23 protein-coding genes are annotated in these 24,721 nt (G+C 33.8%); 12 read left to right on the top strand and 11 right to left on the bottom strand.

Annotation, left to right across the window (positions count from 1 at the left end; translation table 11 throughout):
• Window positions 1-8 precede the first annotated feature (8 nt).
• The 5 genes from ACFSJT_RS14670 to ACFSJT_RS14650 are packed head-to-tail and all read right to left on the bottom strand — an operon-like array spanning window position 9 to window position 8,751.
• The gene (locus tag ACFSJT_RS14670; RefSeq protein WP_378321049.1) at window positions 9-3,719 is read right to left on the bottom strand and encodes a metallophosphoesterase; all 3,711 of its coding nucleotides are present in this window, start codon (window positions 3,717-3,719) and stop codon (window positions 9-11) included.
• Between the two features lie 10 nt (window positions 3,720-3,729).
• The gene (locus ACFSJT_RS14665) at window positions 3,730-5,259 is read right to left on the bottom strand and encodes a GH3 family acyl-acid amido synthetase (RefSeq protein ID WP_378321048.1); all 1,530 of its coding nucleotides are present in this window, start codon (window positions 5,257-5,259) and stop codon (window positions 3,730-3,732) included.
• Window positions 5,260-5,270: 11 nt separating this feature from the next.
• Window positions 5,271-6,494: a Pycsar system effector family protein gene (locus tag ACFSJT_RS14660; RefSeq protein ID WP_378321047.1), complete on the bottom strand. Its 1,224-nt coding sequence runs from the start codon at window positions 6,492-6,494 to the stop codon at window positions 5,271-5,273.
• Between the two features lie 56 nt (window positions 6,495-6,550).
• Window positions 6,551-7,297 (bottom strand): hypothetical protein, encoded by a 747-nt coding sequence (locus tag ACFSJT_RS14655; protein ID WP_378321046.1) that lies wholly within the window; start codon window positions 7,295-7,297, stop codon window positions 6,551-6,553.
• Between the two features lie 29 nt (window positions 7,298-7,326).
• Entirely contained in the window at window positions 7,327-8,751 is a 1,425-nt protein-coding gene (locus ACFSJT_RS14650; protein ID WP_378321045.1) for a CotH kinase family protein, read from the bottom strand.
• Between the two features lie 181 nt (window positions 8,752-8,932).
• On the opposite strand from ACFSJT_RS14650, the gene pafA reads away from it, so the two are divergent.
• Both pafA and ACFSJT_RS14640 read left to right on the top strand, forming a co-directional pair.
• The gene (pafA, locus tag ACFSJT_RS14645) at window positions 8,933-10,573 is read left to right on the top strand and encodes an alkaline phosphatase PafA (RefSeq protein WP_378321044.1); all 1,641 of its coding nucleotides are present in this window, start codon (window positions 8,933-8,935) and stop codon (window positions 10,571-10,573) included.
• 15 nt (window positions 10,574-10,588) lie between these two features.
• Window positions 10,589-11,482 carry a YihY/virulence factor BrkB family protein gene (locus ACFSJT_RS14640; RefSeq protein ID WP_378321043.1) on the top strand — a complete coding sequence of 298 codons (894 nt, stop codon included), beginning with the start codon at window positions 10,589-10,591 and terminating at the stop codon, window positions 11,480-11,482.
• Between the two features lie 395 nt (window positions 11,483-11,877).
• On the opposite strand, the gene ACFSJT_RS14635 is transcribed toward ACFSJT_RS14640, so the two are convergent.
• Window positions 11,878-12,474, bottom strand: a complete 597-nt coding sequence (locus ACFSJT_RS14635) for a fasciclin domain-containing protein (RefSeq protein ID WP_378321042.1) — start codon at window positions 12,472-12,474, stop codon at window positions 11,878-11,880.
• Between the two features lie 149 nt (window positions 12,475-12,623).
• Window positions 12,624-13,052: a 6-pyruvoyl trahydropterin synthase family protein gene (locus ACFSJT_RS14630; protein WP_378321041.1), complete on the bottom strand. Its 429-nt coding sequence runs from the start codon at window positions 13,050-13,052 to the stop codon at window positions 12,624-12,626.
• 178 nt (window positions 13,053-13,230) lie between these two features.
• On the opposite strand from ACFSJT_RS14630, the gene ACFSJT_RS14625 reads away from it, so the two are divergent.
• Together ACFSJT_RS14625 and ACFSJT_RS14620 are read left to right on the top strand one after the other, a co-directional pair.
• Window positions 13,231-13,950, top strand: coding sequence for a YqjF family protein (locus tag ACFSJT_RS14625; protein WP_378321040.1), 720 nt, complete (start codon window positions 13,231-13,233; stop codon window positions 13,948-13,950).
• Between the two features lie 11 nt (window positions 13,951-13,961).
• Window positions 13,962-15,242 carry an FAD-dependent oxidoreductase gene (locus ACFSJT_RS14620; protein ID WP_378321039.1) on the top strand — a complete coding sequence of 427 codons (1,281 nt, stop codon included), beginning with the start codon at window positions 13,962-13,964 and terminating at the stop codon, window positions 15,240-15,242.
• Window positions 15,243-15,264: 22 nt separating this feature from the next.
• Here the strand turns inward: ACFSJT_RS14620 and ACFSJT_RS14615 are convergent, their stop codons facing one another.
• The 4 genes from ACFSJT_RS14615 to ACFSJT_RS14600 all read right to left on the bottom strand — a co-directional run bounded on the left by ACFSJT_RS14615 (window position 15,265) and on the right by ACFSJT_RS14600 (window position 17,294).
• On the bottom strand, window positions 15,265-15,660 hold the full coding sequence (locus ACFSJT_RS14615) for a rhodanese-like domain-containing protein (protein ID WP_378321038.1): 396 nt from the start codon (window positions 15,658-15,660) through the stop codon (window positions 15,265-15,267).
• A 15-nt stretch (window positions 15,661-15,675) separates the two neighbouring features.
• Window positions 15,676-15,990, bottom strand: a complete 315-nt coding sequence (locus tag ACFSJT_RS14610) for a rhodanese-like domain-containing protein (RefSeq protein ID WP_378321037.1) — start codon at window positions 15,988-15,990, stop codon at window positions 15,676-15,678.
• 116 nt (window positions 15,991-16,106) lie between these two features.
• On the bottom strand, window positions 16,107-16,733 hold the full coding sequence (locus ACFSJT_RS14605; RefSeq protein WP_378321036.1) for a thioredoxin family protein: 627 nt from the start codon (window positions 16,731-16,733) through the stop codon (window positions 16,107-16,109).
• 39 nt (window positions 16,734-16,772) lie between these two features.
• A complete protein-coding gene (locus ACFSJT_RS14600; protein WP_378321035.1) occupies window positions 16,773-17,294 on the bottom strand; it encodes a TlpA family protein disulfide reductase in 522 nt (173 codons plus the stop codon).
• A 239-nt stretch (window positions 17,295-17,533) separates the two neighbouring features.
• On the opposite strand from ACFSJT_RS14600, the gene ACFSJT_RS14595 reads away from it, so the two are divergent.
• From ACFSJT_RS14595 to ACFSJT_RS14560, 8 genes are all read left to right on the top strand, one after another.
• Complete coding sequence (locus tag ACFSJT_RS14595) at window positions 17,534-18,001, top strand: MarR family winged helix-turn-helix transcriptional regulator (RefSeq protein ID WP_378321034.1); 468 nt, start codon at window positions 17,534-17,536, stop codon at window positions 17,999-18,001.
• Between the two features lie 25 nt (window positions 18,002-18,026).
• Window positions 18,027-18,593, top strand: coding sequence for a YceI family protein (locus tag ACFSJT_RS14590; RefSeq protein WP_378321033.1), 567 nt, complete (start codon window positions 18,027-18,029; stop codon window positions 18,591-18,593).
• Between the two features lie 219 nt (window positions 18,594-18,812).
• Entirely contained in the window at window positions 18,813-20,210 is a 1,398-nt protein-coding gene (locus ACFSJT_RS14585; RefSeq protein WP_378321032.1) for an anthranilate synthase component I family protein, read from the top strand.
• Window positions 20,211-20,363: 153 nt separating this feature from the next.
• Window positions 20,364-20,936 carry an anthranilate synthase component II gene (locus ACFSJT_RS14580; RefSeq protein ID WP_378321031.1) on the top strand — a complete coding sequence of 191 codons (573 nt, stop codon included), beginning with the start codon at window positions 20,364-20,366 and terminating at the stop codon, window positions 20,934-20,936.
• A 94-nt stretch (window positions 20,937-21,030) separates the two neighbouring features.
• Window positions 21,031-22,026, top strand: coding sequence for an anthranilate phosphoribosyltransferase (trpD, locus tag ACFSJT_RS14575; RefSeq protein WP_378321030.1), 996 nt, complete (start codon window positions 21,031-21,033; stop codon window positions 22,024-22,026).
• An 89-nt stretch (window positions 22,027-22,115) separates the two neighbouring features.
• The gene (gene trpC / locus ACFSJT_RS14570; protein ID WP_378321028.1) at window positions 22,116-22,898 is read left to right on the top strand and encodes an indole-3-glycerol phosphate synthase TrpC; all 783 of its coding nucleotides are present in this window, start codon (window positions 22,116-22,118) and stop codon (window positions 22,896-22,898) included.
• The gene (locus ACFSJT_RS14565; protein ID WP_378321027.1) at window positions 22,895-24,025 is read left to right on the top strand and encodes an SDR family oxidoreductase; all 1,131 of its coding nucleotides are present in this window, start codon (window positions 22,895-22,897) and stop codon (window positions 24,023-24,025) included. The genes trpC and ACFSJT_RS14565 overlap by 4 nt, the downstream gene beginning before the upstream one ends.
• A gap of 9 nt (window positions 24,026-24,034) precedes the next feature.
• A complete protein-coding gene (locus ACFSJT_RS14560; RefSeq protein ID WP_378321026.1) occupies window positions 24,035-24,691 on the top strand; it encodes a phosphoribosylanthranilate isomerase in 657 nt (218 codons plus the stop codon).
• Window positions 24,692-24,721 lie beyond the last annotated feature (30 nt).

The raw sequence follows: 24,721 nt of genomic DNA, 5'->3' as shown, positions 1-24,721 counted from the left end.
AATTGTATTTAGAATTTAAATGCAAAAGAAAATGAGAATCTGGCTCCATCATCACCCGCAAAGAGATTAAAGGTTCCACTCATGGCATCAGCGCTGTTTATCCAGAAGCCGCCACCGTAATCACTATTCCATTTATCTGATGTGTCATTATCAGCTAGCCAAACTCTTCCAGTGTCTGCCCCGGCAAATATTCCAATTTGCAATGGTAAAATTCGAGTTTTAAATTGTTCAAAACTGTATCGAATATCTGCACTTCCGGCCAAAGAGGATTGTCCTGAAAAACGTTCTGTTCTATACCCCCTTAGCAAGTTATCATCTCCCAACTGTGCAGCCTGATAAAACTCATAATTCTCGCCAATATTGAACTGACCTTGTGCAGCAGTTTTCAATACGAGTTTACGATTATTGGTTAGGGCATTATAAAAACCCAGGTGTGGTTTGATGTATCCAAAAGTTCTTTCGCTATTCTCGAGATTCATTCGTCCACCCACATTGATTTCAAATTTCATACCACTAGTGGGATTAACTACCACGTCATAACTTTCATATCGATAGGTTCCATCCAAGCCTGCAAACCACTTTCGATCGAATGCCTCAGGATCTTGTAAGTTTGCCTCGATAGTAATAAAGCGATCTGGTGTGTCGTCTACTCTTATACCTTCTACGGTTCCTTTATATTCAAAATAGCTTCCTAAACGACCATTTTTAACTGCTCCTAAAGAAGCACTATACGTGCTTAATTTTACACGATTATAATCAAAATCCAGCTCATCTTGATTATTTTCAGTTTCGTTTCCGAACCCAAAAAAGTTAACCGCAAAATTAGGACTCGTGTACTTTGCACCCACTAATAAATTGTAATCGCCCAGTATACCTGCAAATTCTCCACGATAGCCAAGATCAAAACCTTGAGTTGCAAAATAATAACCACCTGAAAAAGCGTGACTAGAAGAAAAAGGATTTCGATGAAAACCATTTATGGTGTAAACTGCCATTGGGCCTATTCTTATACCATCATCTGGATTAAAACCTATAACCGGCAATACAGACGAAGCAGTTAATACATCTTCGTTTTTATCGAAGTTATTAATCTGATAATTGTCTGTAAATCGAATTTTGGCTCGACCCTTTTTCTCGACAGTATTGGGTTTACTTTTATGGTCGTAAACAGCAATCTTTCTTCCTTGATTAAATCGGTAGATGTCATTATTTTGTCCACCAATAATATTGATTCGAATTGGGTTATCTCCTTTTCCAGTAGACTCAAAGACATCGTCATCGTCTAAGCCGTAGATCCAGATTTCTTTAGTTTCCTGCTTATTAAATGTTTTGTCGCTTACGACGGTTCCCTTTTTTCCATCTTTTATTCTCGAAACAACTATTCTGGTTTTTCCATCTTTCATTCGCTGTATATCAAAAAAATCATCCTTATCGGTACCTGTAACTATGGACAAGCTTGTAAGATAATCATAATATCTATCTGCGATATCTACAATATTTTGGCGTCTCCCTTTTAAGTTTTTCTTGATATTATTGAGATCTTCGCCTTTAGCTTCAGGAGGAATATTTTCAAAAGCATTTTCGATTGCTGTATCCGTAAGATTATCCTGAATATATTTTGCTTGTCTAAGCCATTCCTCTCTCCCACTGTTTCTAATCAATGTACGATCTAATCTGGTAGCAGAGGCGTTAATCCATTTTACATCCTTAAGTTCTTCATCATAGACCTGAAATTGATTTGCAAATCCCATTAATCCTCTTAAAGTTCCTAAAAACCCTCCATCAAAATTAGAAAATGCCTGATCCCGATCGCGGGGAATAGGTTTGAAAATGTGATCTCCGTTTTCTAATTCATATTCTGCCCATCTCCATTGATCTTGATGACGGTCCCAATCGCCGATCAACATATCAAAAACTCTTGCCCTGATATATGCAGATTCATCAATTTTATATTTTTCATCTCTTCGTAAACGCTCATAAACATCAGAAGTACTTTCTATGTCGTCGGGTTTACCAAATGAAGCCAAATCTTTATGGTTTTCTTCTGGACGCTCTTCAATCATATACAATTCTCCCCCATGATCAACATTATATTTCCCCAGAGCCTTTTGTTTTGGAACATAATATACCTCAGGATTGGTGTGAAAAACATCAACTGCATCGGATAATTCGGGAATAACTTTAAAAATGTAGGGATGGCTTGCTGTGTAAAAATCCAGCAAAATATCTTCTGAAACAGTATCTTCAAGAGACTCCTCGACATAATTATTGCGAAAAACCGTAGACTGCAAAAATTTAACTCCACTCTTCTTAAGAGCTCTCATATTATATTGTTTGCCTTGTTTGTCTTGTAATCTTAAAGATCTGGTTTGATGACCCCCTCCTTTCCTTACAACTTCCAATCCTCCATATAATGTATCTAATATAGCGACTTTGGCTTGAATTTTCTTTCCGTACAAATCGCGGTAGTGATCCCCCCAAATACTCTCATAAAATCCCGTTCTATCGGTATCTTCTTCTTCATATACCGAAGCTTGAACAATTTGTTGCGTAACTTCTGGAATGGATGAAAGATCGTATGTTGATATTTCTTTATAAATTTCTTTTCTGTAAAGTAGGTTGGGTTCGTTATTTTTACTTCCATAATACGAAGCCCAGGAGGAGCCGTCTTTATAAATATCTAATCTTACGAATCCCTGTCCGCCATATGCAAAAAGCCCGTCATTACTTAGTGTAGCATATGAGTTTTTAGCTCCTGCTCCTGAGACAATTTGTTTAACTCCCTCATGCTCTATGTATTGTATCGAATGCTCATGGCCCGAAGCGAAAATAACACGGTTTGCTCCCTTAGCAATGGTTGATAATCTTTGAACTAATGATTTATATTGCTTATTCTGATTATCTTGGGTAGAAACACCACCTGCGGTTCGAATTTGCATTGCTAATGATCCTAATATGGGTAGCGGTAGTTTCTTCTGGGAAGGATATAAGTGTTTTACTGGCGCGTATTTACCACCATGAACACCATTAGTATATAAAGGGTGATGTAGTGTAAATAAAATGGTTTTATCCTGATTTTTTTTCAACTCACTCTCTATCTCAAGAAACATTGCCTCTCTGGTTTTGATCTCGGGGCAATTATCATTGATTGTAGGGTGCTTATCCCAGTCTTCGAGATACCACTGTGAATCTAAAATAATTAATTGAATATTGTCTGTTATCGCAATGCTTTCTAGTGCACATCCTTTTGAGGGTCTGAACACTTTCTTGTCTTTGAGCTTCTCCTCAAAATATTTCTCTTCCCGTTCTAAACCTTTTAAACCCTCGTTATACCAGTCGTGATTACCCGGTATAAAATAAACCTGACCGTCAAAATTTTTGACAGCATCGATTTGAGCATCCAATCTATGCTCAGCTATTTTTCTATCTTTTTCTCCCTCTTCTGGCATACCATCCGGATAAATGTTGTCTCCCAAAAAGATGGTATAATTTCCTTTTTGTTTATGATTTTCAAGGTATTTCTCTAGTGCCAATAAAGCAGGAGTACTTTGACCAGCTTGTGCGTAACCGGCATCTCCAATTAAATAAAAAGTTTTTTCAATTTCTTTGCCCTTGGGTACGATAGACTCATCAAAGGGTTCTCTGTATTTTGGTTCATAAAGTGCACAATTTGACAGTAGAAGAGTAAGTATAAGTAAGGTAATATATTTGTAATTCATAGAAATAATTTTAGTTGGAAACACTTTGAGAAACAAAAGCTTCCCACTCGGTAAACTTTTCTTCAGACATGACACGTTCCATTTTTACTTGTCCTCCTTTTTTCTTTTGTGCCCCGCTCCATTCAGAAAAAATTGAAGATGGTACCGTTGTCACCCGAACACCTTTTAAGGCCTTGTTTCGTGCAACTTTGTAATTTTTATTAGCTTCTTTAAGCACCTCATCAAGGGCTTCAGACAATCTCTCGTTTTCAATCGAAGTTTCTGTACCTAAATACCAGTGATGATGAAACTCATCATTGATACGAGTAGCAGCAAGCGTAAACTCAGGAATCTCTATATCAAATTTTTGTTCTATTTCCCGCAGTGCTGCATTCATCTTATTTACTGATAATTGTGAACCCACTACATTAAGAAAGAATTTAGTTCTTCCTGTTATTCTAATTTCTGCTCGTTCTACATCTGTAAATTCTATAGTATCGCCAATAATATATCTCCATGCGCCAGAAACCGTACTAATTAATAGCACATAATCTTGATCTGTTTCGACATCGGCTAGTGTGATAGAAGGAGCATCTTGTTTTAAAGAACCGTCTTGATTGATGTAATCTGGCTTAAAAGGAACAAACTCGAAATAGATGCCGTTGTCTGTGATGAGTTTCATCGCATCAGTTTCTGGTCGTTCCTGATAGGCTATAAAACCTTCAGAAGCCAGATAAGTATCAATAACAGTAATTGGTTGACTTAGCAGATTATTGAAACTCTTTTCATAAGGAGCAAAAGCTACACCCCCTGAAGTATATACTTGCAAATTAGGCCAAATATCGTGTATGGTATCAACTTTATGATGCTCTATTACTTTCTGGAGCATCAGCTCCATCCAGGATGGGATGCCACTTAGTGCCCCTATATCCCAGTTTTTTGCTTTTTCAGCAATTCGTTGTACACGTTTATCCCAATCGTCGATCTTGGCAATCTCTTTTCCTGGTTTATAGTATCCCTCAAACCAAAATGGAATGTTACTAGCGCTAATTCCACTAATTTCTCCTTCGAGATGGCCATCTTTTTCTTGTAAATCTGTAGAGCTACCCAACATCATAATTTCTTTTTCGAAAAATTCTGAAGATAAATCAAAATTGGATAATGCTTCAACTTGTTTGATTCCTGCTTTTCGAATAGCTTCTATCATTTCGTTGGTCACAGGAATACGTTTGCTTTTAGTACCTGTTGTACCAGAACTTAATGCAAAATAATCTGGATTCCCCGGCCAGGTAACATTTTCTTGACCATCAATTACCTTATGCCACCATTGTTCATATAATTGGTGATAATCAAAATAAGGCACTTCTTGCGCAAAGTTTTTTTGAACATCATCTGATTGAAGAATAAACTCAAAAAGATATTTCTTACCAAAATCAGTATCTGACGCTGTTTTTAGTAGTTCTTCAAGCACTTTTTGTTGCGCCTCCAAATGATTGGGCTCCGAGGACAAAGCCCCTTTCAACTCTAATGCTCCTTTTATTAATGATCCAATAATTGCCATAGTAATTTCCTTTATTTTGAAATGATTGGTTCTGCTACCTTTTCTGCAAGTTCTACATTAGCAAATGCAAAAATAAATGCAATAACTGAAAGTATAATTCCCACAGTAAACACTATGTATGTGATCTTCAGTAATTTATATTTTCTTTTAAGTACCACACCAAGAAGATAAAGGTCTTTTGTTAACATCGTGTACACATAGTCTTTGTCACTAATGACCGCATCAATAGCTTCTTGATATTTTTCGTAAGGCATTTTAAAAAAGTTTCCAAAAAACAATAAATTAACCTTTCGTTTTCTCACTTGATCTTTTGTGAATTCTCCTCCGGTGACATTTGGCTGTGTAGACATAATAGAAAGAATAATCGCTGCCACGCTAAACAATACCAATACCAAACTTGGTATCATCAAATGTCTATTTGAAGGTGCATCTAACTTTGGAATTAAATTAGCCAATGCCAGTGAAATAATAATGGCATTCACAGAAAGTAAAATATTCGCCTTTGTATCTGCAATATCACTTAGCTTGATATGATTTCTTAATGTTACCCTGAATAAAGTTTGAATCCCTCTTTCTGGACTTTCATTTTTATATTTTGCTTTAAGCTTTGCTTTAACTACCTCTTTTTTTTGTTTCTTTTTGTTCTTTTTTTGCTTTTTTAATAAACTAAGTAGGTTTTTATTTTTTTCTGGCTCCCAATTCTCTACAGCATATCGGGTATAGTATTGGTGCTGCTCAGAGAATAATTTTACATTTTCGGCCCTCCATTCTCTTCCTGTTTGTTCTTCTTTACCGTGAAGAACTAATTCTTGATGTAGAAGCTCACTTACCTCTGTAAAATAATCTTTAGCAAGGTGTGAACTGTCTGCATCTTTAATTATTTCTTCGAGAAAATTGTTTGGTTTTTTACCAAATTTTGTGGCCAGAATGCAGTTTTCTATTTTTTCTACTTTTTCTTTATGCACTCCTTCTTCTGATAGAAATTGTCTCGCAATTTTAGCACTTTCTTTTTCATGATTTTCTGATCCATTGATGTAGCCAGCATCATGAAACCAAGCTGCAAGTTGTAAAATTTCAGAGTCCTCATCATTAATATCTGATTTCTCAATAATCTCTTGTACGCTTTCTACCACCCGCTGCGTATGTAAGAAATTATGATACAAATAGGTCTTGGGTAATTTGTTTTTGAAGAGTTCGAATATATAATCTTCAGCTTTTTCCAGTACAGCTTTCATTCTAGTCCTTTTTTAGTTAATATCGATCGGTTAGTTGTGTATTTTCCGAATTTAAATTATTTCGTCTCTTGTTCTTTAACCAAAAGCAGAATTTCATCCGGAGATAGATATAATCGCCGAATTCTGGCTTTATATTTTTCTGATAAAGAACTATTATTCAAAATAAATTTCTTTGTGTCCAAAATATAATCTTTCATCGAGTGCGTTACGGCATAAGTATCTGCAACACGCTCTGCTTCTCTAATAAAATTTTGAGAGATTGAATATCGTAATCCAAACAGAATTAGGTTTAAACTATTTCTTCTATGATAATCCATGATATGTCCCAATTCGTGTCCCAGCCATCCAATCATTACGTTCTCTGGAATATCTTTAATCTGCAGTTCCAAACCATCAATTTTGAAGGTTTCACTCATCAAAATCACGTAGCTTCTCTTTTTCTTAGGTTTAAAAAGTGTAGAGAATTTAGGTTGTGCTTTCATGAAAGACTTCTTCAGGGAAGGTTTAAACTTAAATTCGATAGCTACTTCTTCAAGCTCGGGATAATGAGACAAAGCAGTGCCTGCTTCGTTTACAATAACCTGTGGTATTATTTTGTTTTTAAGATGAATGCTCTCAGAAATAGCCATAACGTAATTTAAAGCCCCTAAAGAGAGGCTAATATTGAAAAAAGTTTTGAAAAGTGATACATATTGCATTTTACCTCTAGCAATATAGATCACCACGCGATGAGATGTTAATGCATATGATAGAAAGGATAACTCTTTTGATTGATACAGTTCATTTTTTTGCTTAAAAAGCACATCACCATTCTTTACAACGCCCTATTCACTCAATAGTTCTTAAAATAAGTATCCAAAAACTGAAGGCGATTGCTTAACCAAGACTCGATGTAATTCTTATGATCTAGTAACGATATTTCTGATGGCCAAACCAAAGTTTCTCTCTCGTAAACTTTATTATTTTCAAAGTCATTATAAGTCTGTTGTATACTTCTAAATAAAGATTCATTACTAAATTCTTTTTTTCGAAGCGTGAACCAACGATTTTTCAGTCTTTGACGGTAATTATCAGGATTGATTTCTATTAAACGATCAAATAATCCATTGCTTAAAATATCATCTGTTGTTGGAATCCTTTTCCCATCTTGAATAGTCCCTAAAACCCCATCCAGATCCCAGGGTATATTAAAATATGGTGTATGTTTATCATACCTTGCCACATAGAAATTCTTACCTAAATTATCGGTAGCCCTAACGAGATTGATAAAAAGAAAATAATCGATAGCATTATCCAAATAAAACTTTTTTGAAACCTTCTTTTTAAACAGCTGATCTTTGGATTTGATTACAAATTTTGTAAATCGATAGACATCTTGCCAGTGAGATTTATAGTTTATTAGTGGATATTCCATTTCATACCCGGCCCAATGAGGAAATAAGTTTTTGTACTTGGGCACTTTCTTATATGATGGAGCTCCATCATAGCTACCCGCCTTAAACAATTCTCCCCTTACTTCACCTTTTTTGTATTTTTTGAGTTGTAGCAGTTTTCGATCTACTTGTTCGGTTAGAGCATGGATCCCTATATATTTTGAATCTATAAAAACTTCAGCAAACAATACATCAATACCACTTTTGGCATCCTTTTCTTGGTCGAGATAATAAGGTTTATGAATTGATAACCATAATTTACTACAAAAATAAGATCGTAAACGAAGAGGTTCGTTGTATAATCCATCTAAAATCCAATCGTCATCCTCCCTCAAATCGTCAAATTTGATATCAATTGATGTTTCTTCTTCTGGGTTCTTCCAGAATTCTAAATCATAAGATTTTTTGGGAAATTTCAACGAAATATTTCCTCTATATTCAATACCAGCAATTGCCTTCTTCGTACTATCATAATGTGCAAATGTAAATTGTGAAGAGACTTTTGGATCATCTTTTACAGGAAGAGTAGTGACTATTTTGATTAACGGCAATTTTGAATTATATACCTTGAAAATCGTATCATTATGCATTAAATCATAACTTTTGGTGTACGATAACTCGCGTGCTGCTATCGAGAATGTATAGTCTTTGCCAAAAGTAATCTTTAAAGTACCTGAATTAGACTTTATAGAGTCCTCTATCTTAAAATTCCATACGATTATTTTATGCTCTTGATCAATTCCATAAAACTCTTCCTTTGGAGTTATGGTAATTGTTTGAGATTGTGATTGTGACTGACATGAAAGAGAAAACAAGCATGCCATTAGAAAATATTTTATAAATCTCATTGCCTATGATTAGAACGTATTTTTTCTAAAGTACAAATATTCGTATTAATACAACCGAAATATGACATTATCCCAAGAAGTTTTACCTGTATCGATAAAATCATTCTGAAATTACATACTTTTTAAGTACTTTATGGTTCTTAATAGACTTGAATTTATGCCTTACAGAATAATCATCCTTTTACTACTAAGCTTTTCACTAGCAAATGCTCAAGACAAAAATAAAAGCAGTGAAAAAACAAAGCCTAAACTTGTAGTTGGTATAGTGGTGGATCAAATGCGCTATGATTATCTTACTAGGTTTTATAATAAATTTGGCGAAGGTGGCTTTAAAAGAATGATCAATAAAGGGTTTTCTTTTAAAAATCATCATTTCAATTACATCCCAACGACCACAGCCCCTGGACACGCCTCGATTTTTACAGGAACTACTCCGCAAAATCACGGAATCTTAGGAAATATTTGGTATGACAAAATAAAAAAGCAAAAAATATACTGTGTGGCAGATGCTAATGTTTCTCCGGTCGGTACAAGCAGCTTAGATGGTAGTATGTCACCGGTACATCTTAAAGCTACTACAATTACAGATCAAAATCGCTTGCATACACAAATGAGAGGAAAAACGATTAGTATCGCTCTTAAGGACAGAGGTGCAATTTTATCTGGAGGTCATACTGCTAATGCTGCATATTGGTTTAGAGGTCAAAGTCAAGGGAATTGGATTTCGTCATCGTATTATATGGATAAATTACCCAAATGGGTAATGGCCTTTAATGAGTCGAATACTATTGACAGCTATTTTAAAGATTGGAATACCCTTTACGATATAAATTCTTATTTAGAAAGCGGGCCTGACAATAGCCAATATGAAAGAGGTTTTAAAGGAAAAGAAAAACCAACATTTCCTTATAAACTTAAACAGTTAAAAGAATTTAATGGAGAATATGATATTCTTAAACAGACTCCATTTGGAAATAGTTTAACGGTAGATTTCGCCCTAAAAGCAATTATAGAAGAACAATTAGGTAAAGATGATAATACTGACTTTTTAACAATTAGTTGTTCAAGTACAGATTATATAGGTCACAATTTTGGGGTAAATTCTAAAGAAATTGAAGATACATATATACGCTTAGACCTGGACCTTGAGCGACTCTTAAATGCTTTAGATTTGTCTGTGGGAAAAAATAAATACCTGGTATTCTTAACCTCAGATCACGGAGCTACACATGTACCTCAATTTTTAACATCAGTAAAAATCCCATCCGGCTATTTTAAGGAAGCCTCTGTACAGTTAGCATTAAAAAATCATATTAGATCTCTCTATAAAAAAGACAGCATTATTGAAAACATATCTAATAACCAAGTATTTTTAAATCATAATTTAATCAATAATAACAACATTGATTTTGAGGAAGTTCAAAATGAAATAGCCCAGTATCTTATAAAAACAAAACAAGTAGACAAGGTATACACTCGTTTTCAGTTAGAAAACTCAAATATCAATTCAGGAATCGGGGCTAGAATTAGCAAGGGATTCAATTTCAAACGAAGTGGAGATGTTTGTTATACATTAAATCCCTCGGTAATAGCATATTCTAAAACAGGTTCTACCCACGGTAGTGGATATCAATATGATACTCATGTTCCATTATTGTTTTATGGTTCTAGAATTAAAGAAGGTACAACGATCAAAAGAACAACAGTATCTGATATTGCTCCTACCATTGCTACACTATTAGATATTGCGTTACCTAACGAGACAACAGGAACTATATTAAAAGAACTTATTGACTAATCTTATCGAAATTATATGAAATTTACAACGGTTTCTATTAAGTCATTTTTAAAAATGCTTGCCACTACATATAAAAACTGGATTGCCAATGAACCCTTCCAAATGAGTGCTGCTGTGAGTTATTATGCCTTATTTTCTTTTCCTGCATTACTAATTATTATTATTCAAACTACAGGTTTATTTTATGAAAAAAAAGAAGTAAAGGGTAAAATTATAAGAGAAATATCTGATGTTCTGGGTTTTGATGCTGCCAAAACGGTTGAAGTGATGCTGGAAAATGCTATTGATCAGGAACAATCCACTTTGATTATTATTATTGGTGTGATAACTCTATTGTATGGGGCAACCGGAATGTTTATCGCGCTACAAAAATCTTTAAACGCCATTTGGAGGGTAAAGCCAAAACCTAAAAGTGAAATCCTAAAAATGATCAAAGACCGAATTTTCTCTTTAGGATTAATTCTCATGATCGGCCTTTTGTTATTGACCTCTTTAGTTTTAACTGCTCTAATTACTGCTACTACAGATTGGATCGGAGCACGTTTTCCTAATATTATTATTTACGTGATTCAAATCATCAACTTTATCTTATCATTAATACTATCTACGGTGTTATTTGCATTGATATTTAAAGTATTACCTGATGTAAAAATGAAATGGAAAGATGTTTGGCTCGGTGCTTTTGTAACCACTATTTTATTTAGCATAGGAAAATCGGCCTTAGGAGTATATTTCGGAACAACAAATCCTGGATCTACATTTGGAGCTGCAGGATCAGTGATCCTAATATTGTTGTGGGTCTCTTATTCCAGTTTAATTTTATTTTTTGGGGCAGAATTCACAAAAGTACTTGCCCACAAATACGGAGGTGGGATACAACCCACTTCTTACGCTGAAAAGGTTTCTTAAATTTAATAAAGTATGACGGTTTTACAAATGTCGTCTACTTCGGCACGTAAATTAAAAACATAAATTAAGGAAAAAGAAACCAAAGAAGCTTGTATGATTGCTTTAGACTAAAATTATAAAGAAGATAAATATACCTTTTCAAAGTAGTGTGCAAGCAGATGCGTTTATGATGAAAATTTCATAAGTTATAATAGAGAGTAATGGACAAAACCGCAATAGCTAAATAATTTCTTAAAAAATGAACTACTTAAAATTTGTTCAAATAACTATAAAAATCAACTTCGTGAAATACTAGATTTTCATCTAAAATTAAATTAGCATGGTATAGAAAACCGTCGCTTCCTAAGACTGGGCGACGGTTTGTATTCATCAAAACAGAATAAGTTTAATTTAGCTTAGGGCATTACAACAGTATCGATAGCATGAATTACTCCGTTAGAAGCATCTACATCTGTTAAAACTACTTTGGATTTATTCCCTTTACTATCTGTAAGAATTACGCTATCTCCATCTAATGAAGCCGTTAAATTTCCACCTTGTACGGTAGTAATAACAAAACTACCATTGTTATCATTAATAGCTTTTACCACGTCTGCAGCTTTAAATTCTCCAGATACTACATGGTAAGTCAAAATGGAGGTAAGAGTCTCTTTACTTTCTGGTTTAAGCAAACCATCCAAAGTACCTTCTGGTAGTTTACCAAAAGCATCATTTAATGGTGCAAATACTGTGAATGGCCCTGCACTATTAAGAGTCTCAACCAGATCAGCAGCTTTTACAGCGGCTACCAATGTGGTGAAATTCTCGTTTGCCGCTGCTATCGCTACAATAGTAGATGACTCAGAAGTTTCCTTTTCTGTACTTTCAGTTTCGGTTGGAGTAACCTGTTCTTTTTCAACTTCAACTTTTTCAGCTTCCTTTTTGTTGTTTCCACAGGATGTGCTGATTAATAAGCCTACTAAAGCGAATGATGTTAATACAATTTTTTTCATAATTTTAATTTTTAAATTTATATACACTTAGTTAATTTATTTGGATGAACTTTTTTAATAAAAATTAAGTTAAATTCTGTAGATTCAACTAGAAACAAGTTTGACCTATATGTTTTATAATGTTGGCCCACTATTTTAGACTTGTCAATTTAAAAAGGATATTCGACATAATTCCTTGGTGTTTCATATAAAGTTATTTTTACTTCTAAATTTGAATCTACTTTTGAAACCAATATTTCATAAATTACCCTTGCTATATTTTCAGCCGTTGGATTTAAACTTTTAAATTCTGGTACTTCTAGATTTAGGTTTTTATGATCAAATTTTTCTGTAACATGTTCTTTTATTGTATCTGAAAGTATTTTGGTATCAATCACATACCCTGTCTCTGGATCACAGTATCCTATAATTTTTACTTCAAGCTCATAGTTATGTCCATGATAATTTGGATTGTTACACTTACCAAATATTTTTTTATTTTTTTCATCGCTCCAATTAGGATTATGAAGTCTGTGTGCTGCATTAAAATGTTCTCTTCGAACTATTGCGGTTTTTTTTTGAGTTACTGTTTTAGTCATATTCCTATTTGCTATGAGATAGTTTTTATAAATAATGTATCTCTAAATTCACTAAATAAATTAAACAAGTAATTAATTTTATTTGTGTAAAAATAGTATTTTTGTTTAAGGAAGTATGTTAAACATTAAACAAAATTATGTTCGGATTTTATTTTTTCTTAAATCTTTATCTCATATTATGAGTTTTTTAACCGCAGAATGGCGAAACCTCGCTTTTGCAAATTATGAAATAGACCCTAAGGTACTCGAAAAATATGTTCCTTATGGAACAGAACTCGACCTATGGCAGAGCAAATGCTATGTGAGTTTGATTGGATTTATGTTCAAAAATGTAAAGTTATTAGGTTTTAGTATTCCTTTTCATAAAAATTTTGAAGAAGTTAATTTGCGTTTCTATGTAAAACGTTATGAAAACAAGGTTTTGAAGCGTGGAGTAGTTTTTGTCAAAGAAATTGTACCGAAACCTGCATTATCATGGGTAGCAAATACTGTTTATAAAGAAAAATATGAAACATTACCTATGCAACATCTATGGAAAAATCAAGAAAGCAGCAAGCTATTTCGATACGAATGGAAGAAGAAAGGAAAATGGCAAAGCCTGGAGGTAGAGACTGGATATGATTCGAAACCAATAGAAAAAGATTCAATAACCGAATTTATTACAGAACACTATTGGGGTTATGCCAAAATTAATAGTCAAAAAACCAATGAATATCAAGTTACACATCCCAGGTGGAATGTATTAGAGATTTTAGATTATAATATTAATGTAGATTTTGGATTGATTTATGGTACAGATTTTTCCTTTTTGGATACTAAAAAACCTGACTCCGTAATGTTAGCAGAAGGATCAGAAATTACTATTGAAAGTAAACGTATCTTACAAATTACATCTTGAAATAAAGAGCTATGAACAAAGCAGATTATAAAATTCATATTATTGGAGCTGGTATTAGCGGCTTGATTGCAGCAAGAGTACTAGAAGAATCTGGATATCATCCGGTTATCTTAGAATCCACCAGCGGTGCAGGAGGAAGAGTAAAAACCGATTATATCGAAGAATACCAATTGGATCATGGATTTCAGGTATTATTAACAGCTTATCCCGCAGCTCAAAAATTTTTAGATTTCAAAACACTTTCTCTACAAAAATTCTTGCCGGGAGCAGTCATTTTTAGTAAAGGAAAGAAAAAAGTAATAGGTGATCCTACTCGGGATTTATCACTACTAATTCCAACACTTTTGGCAAATATTGGAAGTCTTTCTGATAAATTGAAGATTCTAAAACTAAATTCGATTTTAAAAAAGAAGAGTATTCACGAAATTTTTTCACAGAAAGAAAAAACCACCTTAACCTATTTAAAAGATTTTGGCTTTTCTACAGAGATTATACAACAATTTTTTAAACCTTTTTTTAGTGGTATATTCTTAGAACCCCATCTTGATACGTCGAGTAGAATGTTCGAATTTGTATATAAAATGTTTGGAGAAGGATATGCTACGTTACCAAAATCTGGGATTGCTGCCATACCCGATCAATTACTATCTAAGCTTAATCATACCTCTTTTCAATATAATACTTCTGTACAAAAAGTTGAAGACGGTAGAATAATCTTGGAGAATGGAAAAGAGATCCAAAGCCATTTCACGATTATCGCAACAGAACCTGGTTTGGTAATGCCTAAATTAAAAAATCAAGAGGTAGAATGGAAAAGCTGTGATACTCTTTATTTTGAAACAGATACCCGAAATATCAGTAAACCGTTGATTGGTTTAATAACAGATCCAGAATCCCTGATTAACAATATATGCTACCATACAAGTCTTAAAACAAATTCTAATCCAAAAAAAGAATTGTTGTCTGTAACTATTGTAAAAGAGCATAATTTAAATGAATCAACCCTAGTGGCAAGAGTAAAAACTGAGCTTCAACAATATTGTAATATTCAAACGAAACGCTTTATAAAGCGCTTTTTGATCAGGAGAGCATTGCCCAATATAACCAATCTACAATATGAAATGTTACCCACAGAGACCAAACTAACAACAACTGTTTTTCTGGCGGGAGACCAATTATTAAATGGTTCACTAAATGCCGCAATGATTGCTGGCGAAAAAGCTGCCTTGGGTGTTATCGGGACACTGGAAGATGGATTGATAGTAGAAGAGTTTACTTCAGAGTTTAATTGATATTAGATTTTTATGGAGTCTTTTACTTTACTATTTTTTTACCTTTAAATTTCCATTCTGTTATTCCACCATCAAGATCGTAGATTTTTTTGAATCCAGCTTTTTTCATATACGCAGAACACTTACCGCTTCTACCCCCTCGCCCGCAGTAAACAGCGACTGGTTTGGATTTATCCACTTTAGAGACAAGATCTTCAAAATTTTCGTTTCTGAAATCAATATTAATAGCTCCCTCTATGTAGCCTTCGGCATATTCTTCAGGGGTTCTAACATCTATTAACTGTACTCTTCCCATTTCCAATAAGGAGTCCATCTCTTCTGCGGTAATGACTTCAACCGTAGCACTTTCTTGCATCTTATTGCAATTAAATAAGATCACAGAAAGAAAAGTTATTACTACAAATGATTTAAGTTTCATACGAAATCGATTTAATTATTCAGCAGTCTCACCATCCCAATTCATAAAACCACCGATAAGATTATATGTTGTTTCGAATCCCATTTGATTCATCAAAGTACAAGCCTGGGCGCTACGTGCGCCTGATCGACAGTAGACATAATAGTTTTTAGTTTTATCTAATTGTTCGAGATCATCAAGAAAACCCTGACCTTTGCGAATATCTATATTGAGCATATCAGGAATAAAACCATCTTCTATTTCTTCCTCGGTCCTAACATCTAAAATTACAGCGTTGTCATCTTTAGAGATAAGTTCTCTCCATTCTTCTTGTGTGATATTTTCTGCCATCTAAAAAAAATTATACTAAAATTGGACTACATTAATTTATATTCCTTACAAATATAAGAGTCCTTTCATTAAATTGATATAAGAGGGCTTAGAATTTGTTGAACAAACTTACAAGATTATGCTTTTATACTGCAACCTATGGCTTTTGTTATTTCTACCAGAACTTTTTCTCCTTTTAGTAGCGCATTTACAGCATCCTCAACATATTTTTCATTAGCCGCCCCGGCATCCTTGTAATTGTTATCTATCGCTCCGATATATTTAACGATATTACCGTTAGATGTCTTTTCTAACACGTACACATGCGGGGTTTTGGTAGCACCATATTGAGGGTAAATTTTTTGTCCGTCATCAAATAAGTACGGGAATGTAAATCCTTTTTCCTTTGCTCTTACCTTCATATTATCAAAACTATCATCAGGGTAAGCCTTGGGGTTATTTGGATTTATTGCAATAACAGGGTATCCTTGAGTCTTAAATTTCTTGTCTAACTCTATAATCCTGTCCTCATAAGCGACAGAATACGGGCAATGATTACAAGTAAAAATCACTATAAATCCTTTAGCTTCCTTATAATCAGCTAATGCAATAAGAGAGCCATCTATATTTTTTAATTTAAAATCTGTAGCGGTATCTCCTATTGTGTATCCTCCGTCAATTTTCGGGCTAGAAACTTTATCAATCGCAAAAGCACTTACAGCAATTACGAAAGCCACTCCAACAAGAATTTTTAAAGTTTTCATTTGTATTCTTTTTAAATTGTATTTGTTCTTAATTTGTCTTTACAACATTTTTTTTAGTTCTTTTTCCAGCTCATCATAAGTAAAAGATTTTTCATAAAATTTACTCGTATTTCCTTTATAAATTATCGTTGCCGGGATAGAACCCGACCAACTCTCATCTACTTTAGGTATCCAACTATTTGAGTCAGGATCATCAAGTAAAACTATCCTACTTTGTATTTTTTGTTTTTTAAGAAAAGGAATTAACTTAGTTTCTACATGTTTGGGTAAGTCGAGACTTACCAGTATTACTTCTACTTCATTATCTGGATACCTACTATTAATCAATTCAAAATACGGTAATTCTGCAACACAAGGTTTACACCAAGTGGCCCAAAAATTAATTACTCGGGTTTTACCATCATTTATCTTAAGTAGTGGTTCCAGGCTTTTAAAATCATACATAGGTATTTCTATGCCGTTACTTTTAAAAACGTCTGTGGCATCCAATGCCATCTTCTGTTCTCCCTTACAATTAGTGAAGAAAACTGCCAATCCAAAATATAAAATCAACCTAGACATACTACGAATTTATCAAAACCGCTAATCACGCTAAAGAAAATTAACAAGGTTTCTATATTTTATCTAAATATTTTCAGAATTTTTTATCAATATTCCACTTACTAATAGCATTATTCTATTTCACAATAATACCATTTAACATCAATAGTAGTACAAATTTAACAAAGAATTAATACCAATTTACAATTTTAAAAACAGAAATCTACATACATTTGTATATACAAATTTTGTATAAACAATTGAATATAGAAGATATCATAAAAACAGAAGTTGAACTTCCTTTATCCAGGAAAGCAATAGTTAATTTATTGTATACAGAAAACTGGTTAATGGATAAAATTAATTTAGAACTAAAGTCTTTCGATATATCCATTCAACAGTTCAATGTGTTAAGAATTTTAAATGGGCAAAAAGGAAAACCTGCCAATCTATCTACAATTCAGGAAAGAATGGTGAGTAAGATGAGTAATACTACAAGATTGGTTGATAAACTTATTGTAAAAGGATATGTAGAGCGGGTAATCTGTAAATCAAATCGCCGAAAAGTGGAAATCACTATTACCGAAGAAGGGAAAAATTTTTTGAAAAAATTAAATCCCATAATGCAATCTTTTGAAGATAGAATTACTGCAAGCCTTTCCAAAAAGGATCTTATAATGTTAAATGAACTCCTAAATAAATTAAGAAACATAGACTATAATCATTAACATAAGTAAATTAAATTTAAAAATCATGAAAAGAACACTTAAATCATTAATCTTGACTGTTGCGTTTATCACTTCGGTAATGACATTTGCCCAAAAAAAGGAAATCAAAACCTCTGAAAGTAACATCAACTGGACAGGAAAAAAAGTTACGGGCTCGCATACTGGGACATTGAAGTTGTCTGAAGGATATCTTGTCTTTGATGGCGAAAAAATTACAGGAGGAGAATTTGTTGTAGACATGACTTCTCTAACAGTAACCGACCTTGAAGCTGGAAACGGAAAAGAAAAACTTGAAGGACATTTAAATTCTGACGACTTTTTTGGTATTAAAAATCATAAAACGGCAAAACTAGTGGTTACAAAAGCCAAAAAAACAGATAAAGGCTATAAGCTTGCTGGAGATCTTACCATCAAAGGTAAAACTAATCCGATTTCATTTGATTTAGCCGTAAATGGTGACTCTGCTTCTACAAAACTTATGGTCGATAGAACAAAATATGATATCAAATATGGATCAGGAAGCTTTTTCGATAATTTAGGTGATAAAACCATCTACGACGAATTCGAATTAGCCGTAGATTTAAAAATGTAAATTTTTGTTGTACTGAATTATAATTAATTTATATATTTGACTCAATAAATAGAATTATGAAATTAATCTTAACAAATAATTGGTGGTGGTCTTCTCAAAACGTAAACGTCGTGAGATAGCTATTATTATTGTGTTAAGTAAACATACCAAAGGCTTGTCAAATCACGACAAGCCTTTTTTTGTTGCCTGTTTTAAAAGATATAAATTGATAAAGTAAAAATGAGTTATAAATTAACCACACACTACAAACAAATACTGGCAGATACTTTTACTCCTGTAAGTGTTTATCTTAAAATCAGAGATCGTTTTCCAAATAGCTTGTTGTTAGAAAATAACGATTACAGAGGTAGTGAAAATAGTTTCTCCTATATATGTTGCAACCCTATTGCTACAATAAAAATAGAGAATGAAGTGATCTATCAATCCTTCCCTGATAATAACATCACCAAAACAGAAATCACGGGTAATACCAATATTCCGCAAATAATCGAGCAATTTGGGCAACAATTTGAAACTTCAAAAACTGACTTTAAGTTTATCAATAATGGATTGTTTGGTTATATTGGTTATGACGCTGTTCGTTATTTTGAAGATATAGATATTACTAAAAAAGAAAAAGGGCTTGATATACCAGACATTTATTACACAGTATATCAAAATATTATTGCAATTAGTAATTTCACTAATGAAGCCTACATTTTTGCACATTGCTATCAATCAGAAAGTAATATTGATGAAATAGAATCTCTGCTTAAGGTTAAAAATTTTGCTTCCTATAATTTTAATGCAGTTGGAGATACAACTTCAAACTTAAATGATGATCAATACAAACAGCATGTAGCACTAGCAAAAAAACACTGCCACCGCGGAGACGTTTTTCAACTTGTACTATCAAAGCGTTTCTCACAAAAATTTAAAGGAGATGAGTTTAATGTATATCGTGCATTGCGCAGTATTAATCCGTCGCCATATCTGTTTTATTTTGATTATGGTGATTTTAAAATCTTTGGAAGCTCTCCCGAGGCACAATTAATTGTAAAAGATGGTATTGCAGAAATTCATCCTATAGCAGGAACATTTAAGCGTACAGGCAACGATGAACAAGATGCCGAACTTGCAAAAAAACTCTCTGCAGACGAAAAAGAAAATGCCGAACATGTGATGCTGGTGGATTTAGCAAGAAATGATCTAAGCCGAAACGGAAGCGAAGTTACCGTAGATACCTATCGCGAAATTCAATTTTACTCACATGTGATACACCTGGTAAGTAAAGTAACTGGTAAAAAGCATGCAGATACTACAACGATGCAGGTAGTAGCAGATACATTCCCAGCAGGTACATTAAGTGGTGCTCCAAAACATATGGCCATGCAACTTATCGAAAAATACGAAACCGTAAATCGCGATTTTTATGGTGGAGCCATAGGCTTTATGGACTTCTCTGGGAACTTTAATCATGCCATTATGATCCGTACTTTTTTAAGCAAAAATCATGAGCTTCATTGGCAGGCCGGAGCAGGATTAGTAAATGAGTCAAGTGAAGAAAATGAGCTTCAAGAAGTATATAACAAACTGGGGGCATTAACAAAGGCATTACAATTAGCAGAAGAAATATAAGGGTGTTACCCTGCGGGTCGGGCTAACCGCGCTACACGGTAGCTTGCTCATATCCCTAACACTAATTATAAAGTAACCAAGTAGCAATGAATCAAAGTCAAACAAAAAACTCAGAAACTTAGGAACTCTGAGACTTTGAAACTAAAAAAGAAAATGAATAAAAAAGTATTAGTAATAGACAACTACGATTCATTCGTATACAATCTGGTCCATTATTTGGAAGATCTGGGATGTGAAGTAACCGTTAAGCGTAACGATCAATTACGGCTAGAAGATGTAGCGCCCTTTCATAAGATTTTACTTTCTCCTGGTCCCGGTATTCCTGATGAAGCAGGGTTATTAAAAGATATTATTAGATCGTATTCGAATACTAAAAGTATTTTTGGTGTTTGCCTGGGACAACAAGCTATAGGAGAAGTGTTTGGGGGCAACCTTATTAATTTAGACGAGGTATATCATGGTGTGGCTACTAATGTGACCTTATCAGTTACCGACGAACCTCTTTTCGCCGGATTAAACAATAATTTTAATGTAGGAAGATATCATTCCTGGGTAGTTGCCAATGAAAAACTACCAGATTGTCTCGAAGTAACATCTTACGATGAAAATAGACAGGTTATGTCTTTACGACATAAAGAATTAGACGTGCGCGGAGTACAATTTCATCCGGAATCGGTATTGACCCCGGACGGAAAAAAAATATTGGAAAACTGGATCAATAATTGACATTAAAAATTACAATGATTACTATAAAATTTTAAAAAATAACCCGTAAAAATCCCTTCTCCATTTTTGGGAAGAGGGTTGGGATGAGGTACCTATGAAAAACTTACTCAACAGATTAATAAATCACGAAACTATTTCCAAAGAAGAAGCCAAGGGTGTTTTAGTTAATATCTCTCGGGGAGCCTATAATCAAAGTCAGATTGCATCTTTTCTTACCGTTTATATGATGCGAAGCATTACCGTCGAAGAACTTGAAGGATTTAGAGATGCACTACTCGAACTTTGTGTAGCAGTCGACCTCAGCGAATACAATCCGATAGATCTTTGTGGTACTGGTGGCGATGGAAAAGACACTTTCAATATTTCTACGCTTTCATCTTTTGTGGCTGCCGGGGCAGGAATCAAGGTGACCAAGCATGGTAATTATGGGGTTTCTTCAAAATGTGGCAGTTCTAATGTGATGGAACATTTAGGGATCAAATTCAGTAATGATAAAGATTTTTTGAAGCGTAGTATCGATGAGGCAGGCATTTGCGTCCTGCACGCTCCCCTGTTCCACCCTGCAATGAAAAATGTAGCTCCTATACGACGAGAATTGGGTGTTAAAACATTCTTTAATATGCTTGGGCCTATGGTAAATCCCGCTTTTCCTAAAAATCAAATCGTAGGGGTTTTTAACTTAGAATTAGCCCGAATGTATGGTTACTTATACCAAAATACTGATAAAAATTTTACTATCATTCATGCACTAGATGGTTATGACGAAATTTCGCTTACCGGAAGTACAAAAACTATTTCTAACACTACCGAAGGAATGTTAACTCCTATGGATTTTGGTGTTTCGGCTTTAAAACAAGAAGAAATTGTTGGTGGTGATTCGATTTCGGCATCTGCGGATATTTTTATGAATATCTTGGGAGGAAAAGGAACTGAAGCCCAAAACAATGTAGTTTGTGCTAACGCCGGTATGGCGATTGCGACAGTAGAAGGCTTACAGCCTAAAGAAGGATTTGAGAAAGCCAAAGAATCCTTGCTTTCTGGTAAGGGATTAGAAGCACTAAAAAAAGTGCAGGAATTGAGTAAAAATTAGAAAATCAGCATTATCATTCCAGCATAGACTGGAATCTTTATGCTTAACTAAAATTAAAAAGATTCCAGCCTACGCTGGAATGACAGATAATGAACATCTTAGACAAAATAATAGCTGATAAATACAAAGAGGTTGCGCTTAAGAAAAGTTTGATTCCGATAAAACAATTAGAAAATTCGGTATTGTTTGACCGCAAAACAAATTCGTTAGCCAAAGCACTTCAAGATAGTGATACTGGTATCATCGCCGAACATAAAAGAAGATCTCCTTCTAAATCTGTAATTAACCAAAGTGTAAGTGTACAAAACGTTGCTTTGGAATATGAAGCAGCAGGCGCTTGCGGAATGTCTGTGCTAACCGATGGAAAATACTTTGGAGGTTCACTTGATGATCTTTTGCTTGTTCGCGCCTCTGTACAATTTCCTTTACTACGTAAAGAATTCATTATTGATGAATATCAATTATTAGAAGCCAAAGCCCATGGTGCCGATGTTATTCTTTTAATTGCTGCAGTGCTAACCAAAGACAAGATTAAAACATTATCAGAGCTTGCCAAAAGTCTATCGTTAGATGTTTTGCTTGAAGTTCATAATCAAGAAGAATTAGAAAAATCTATCATGCCGTCTTTAGACGTGTTAGGGGTTAATAATCGGAATCTAAAAACTTTTGAGGTAAGTACTGATATCAGCAAAAATCTTAGTACTCAAATTCCCAATGATTTCGTAAAAGTTTCAGAGAGTGGAATTAGTAGTATCGAAGCCATCAAGGATTTGAAATCATACGGATATAAAGGCTTTCTAATTGGTGAAAACTTTATGAAAACAGAAAATCCCGGAGCTAGTGCCAAAGAATTTATAAATCAACTCAAATGAATACAATATTAATAACAGGAGTAACAGGAAACATAGGTTCACATGTATTATTTGAACTCTTATTCGATTTGTATTCAAAAAAAGAGAAAGCTACTATTTATGTTTTGATTCGTAAGCAAAGTGAAGCAATGGCTAAAGACCGTTTGTTAAACGAAGTTTTCACAAAACAGCTTATCCCTAACAAAATACTACCTTTTTACAAAAGATATTTAAAACATATTCATGTCATCGAGGGAGAAATAAATGATTTTTTACTTCCTGAGGCTGCGGGTAATAATTTGATTGTTTATCATCTGGCAGCTTCTGTAAATTTAAGTAATACCGAAAAAGCAAGAAACGAAATTGCACACGTAAATTATGCTAATACACAGGCATTTTTTGAAAACATCAAATCACGAACCAAAAAATTGGTTTTTGTAAGTACAGCCTTTTCAAGAGGTGAAATTGAAGGTGAAATTACAGATGATTACCATTCGGTCTCTAATTTTGAATTCAGAAACTTTTATGAGGCCTATAAAATGAAAGTTGAAAAACTCATTTTACAAATTGCAAAAGAAAACAACTTTAGTTGTACCGTTGCTCGACCAAGTGTAGTTTCTGGTAGATTAATCGATTATCCAAAATTTGTTAGTAGTCGATATATTGTGTTTTATGCGATCGGAGAATTCTTCAAAAAAATAAAAAAAACAAATGCCGACATAGGAAAAGTGAGAATGGCTTTGAACATGGAAGGGGGACTTAATATCGTTCCGGTAGATTACGTAGCCAAAGCAATAATTCGTGCAACCGATATTCAAGATGAACAACTAAACATAACATTGACAAAGAATGTCCCAACACAACATATTATTAAAAGTATTTTACAAAAATGTGAGGTAGAAATCGAACTGGTCGATGAAGAACCTAAAAACAAAACCATCATAGAAAAATTATTTTACAAAACCATAGGCAGTCAATTACTAAAATATTCAACGTCTAAAAAGCATAATTTCGAATCCAAACTAATACGAGAACTATTGAGCGATATAGAAGAGCCCAATATGCAGGATAATTTTAATCAGGTCTATAATTTTGCGCACGATATCAATTTTGACAATCGCAATATCACGTTACAAACAAGTTTATAAAATTGATCTATGAAAGTTAAAGTCTGCGGAATGAAATATCAAGAAAATATTGAAGCAGTAGCCCGGTTACAGCCAGATTATTTGGGCTTTATTTTCTATGATAAATCACCCAGAAACTTTGAGGGGAATATCCCCGATTTACCTCCAAAAATTAAGAAAACAGGCGTTTTTGTAGATGCCTCCATTGAGTTTATAATTAAAAAAGTAAAACAGTATGGTTTCAAGACGGTTCAGTTACACGGAAATGAATCTGAAGCATATTGCCAAGAATTGAGAGAAGATTTAAATAAAATCTCAACTACCATATTGAGCGAAGTCGAAATGTGGAAAGTATTCTCCGTCAAAAATGAATTCGATTTCGATGCTTTAAAACCATTTGAAAGTATTGTAGATGCATTTCTTTTTGATACCAAAGGCAAAGAAAAAGGCGGTAATGGATATACATTTGATTGGAGCGTTCTAGAAAATTATCCCTCGACTACCCCATTTATTTTAAGTGGAGGGATTGGACTAGATGAGATCAATTCTGTTTTATCGTTCTTGCGCAGGCCAGAATCCAAGTACTTATACGCTATCGATGTAAATAGTAAATTTGAGATTGAACCAGGACTAAAAAATATTGAAGAATTAGAAGAATTTAAAAAATTGTTGTTCGTTGATAATTGATTGATATTAGATCTTATTACTACACTATCA

It is taken from the genome of Aquimarina celericrescens (assembly GCF_042682765.1).
GTDB classification, from domain to species: domain Bacteria; phylum Bacteroidota; class Bacteroidia; order Flavobacteriales; family Flavobacteriaceae; genus Aquimarina; species Aquimarina celericrescens.
Note: the sequence above shows the minus strand (reverse complement) of the source record. Positions and strands in the feature narration are given on the sequence as shown.

What these genes read in the sequence shown, in the direction of transcription:
- ACFSJT_RS14670 (WP_378321049.1), bottom strand. Translation starts at nt 3,719, where the DNA reads ATGAATTACAAATATATTACCTTACTTATACTTACTCTTCTACTGTCA.
- ACFSJT_RS14665 (WP_378321048.1), bottom strand. Translation starts at nt 5,259, where the DNA reads ATGGCAATTATTGGATCATTAATAAAAGGAGCATTAGAGTTGAAAGGG.
- ACFSJT_RS14660 (WP_378321047.1), bottom strand. Translation starts at nt 6,494, where the DNA reads ATGAAAGCTGTACTGGAAAAAGCTGAAGATTATATATTCGAACTCTTC.
- ACFSJT_RS14650 (WP_378321045.1), bottom strand. Translation starts at nt 8,751, where the DNA reads ATGGCATGCTTGTTTTCTCTTTCATGTCAGTCACAATCACAATCTCAA.
- pafA (WP_378321044.1), top strand. Translation starts at nt 8,933, where the DNA reads ATGCCTTACAGAATAATCATCCTTTTACTACTAAGCTTTTCACTAGCA.
- ACFSJT_RS14640 (WP_378321043.1), top strand. Translation starts at nt 10,589, where the DNA reads ATGAAATTTACAACGGTTTCTATTAAGTCATTTTTAAAAATGCTTGCC.
- ACFSJT_RS14635 (WP_378321042.1), bottom strand. Translation starts at nt 12,474, where the DNA reads ATGAAAAAAATTGTATTAACATCATTCGCTTTAGTAGGCTTATTAATC.
- ACFSJT_RS14630 (WP_378321041.1), bottom strand. Translation starts at nt 13,052, where the DNA reads ATGACTAAAACAGTAACTCAAAAAAAAACCGCAATAGTTCGAAGAGAA.
- ACFSJT_RS14625 (WP_378321040.1), top strand. Translation starts at nt 13,231, where the DNA reads ATGAGTTTTTTAACCGCAGAATGGCGAAACCTCGCTTTTGCAAATTAT.
- ACFSJT_RS14620 (WP_378321039.1), top strand. Translation starts at nt 13,962, where the DNA reads ATGAACAAAGCAGATTATAAAATTCATATTATTGGAGCTGGTATTAGC.
- ACFSJT_RS14615 (WP_378321038.1), bottom strand. Translation starts at nt 15,660, where the DNA reads ATGAAACTTAAATCATTTGTAGTAATAACTTTTCTTTCTGTGATCTTA.
- ACFSJT_RS14610 (WP_378321037.1), bottom strand. Translation starts at nt 15,990, where the DNA reads ATGGCAGAAAATATCACACAAGAAGAATGGAGAGAACTTATCTCTAAA.
- ACFSJT_RS14605 (WP_378321036.1), bottom strand. Translation starts at nt 16,733, where the DNA reads ATGAAAACTTTAAAAATTCTTGTTGGAGTGGCTTTCGTAATTGCTGTA.
- ACFSJT_RS14600 (WP_378321035.1), bottom strand. Translation starts at nt 17,294, where the DNA reads ATGTCTAGGTTGATTTTATATTTTGGATTGGCAGTTTTCTTCACTAAT.
- ACFSJT_RS14590 (WP_378321033.1), top strand. Translation starts at nt 18,027, where the DNA reads ATGAAAAGAACACTTAAATCATTAATCTTGACTGTTGCGTTTATCACT.
- ACFSJT_RS14585 (WP_378321032.1), top strand. Translation starts at nt 18,813, where the DNA reads ATGAGTTATAAATTAACCACACACTACAAACAAATACTGGCAGATACT.
- ACFSJT_RS14580 (WP_378321031.1), top strand. Translation starts at nt 20,364, where the DNA reads ATGAATAAAAAAGTATTAGTAATAGACAACTACGATTCATTCGTATAC.
- trpD (WP_378321030.1), top strand. Translation starts at nt 21,031, where the DNA reads ATGAAAAACTTACTCAACAGATTAATAAATCACGAAACTATTTCCAAA.
- trpC (WP_378321028.1), top strand. Translation starts at nt 22,116, where the DNA reads ATGAACATCTTAGACAAAATAATAGCTGATAAATACAAAGAGGTTGCG.
- ACFSJT_RS14565 (WP_378321027.1), top strand. Translation starts at nt 22,895, where the DNA reads ATGAATACAATATTAATAACAGGAGTAACAGGAAACATAGGTTCACAT.
- ACFSJT_RS14560 (WP_378321026.1), top strand. Translation starts at nt 24,035, where the DNA reads ATGAAAGTTAAAGTCTGCGGAATGAAATATCAAGAAAATATTGAAGCA.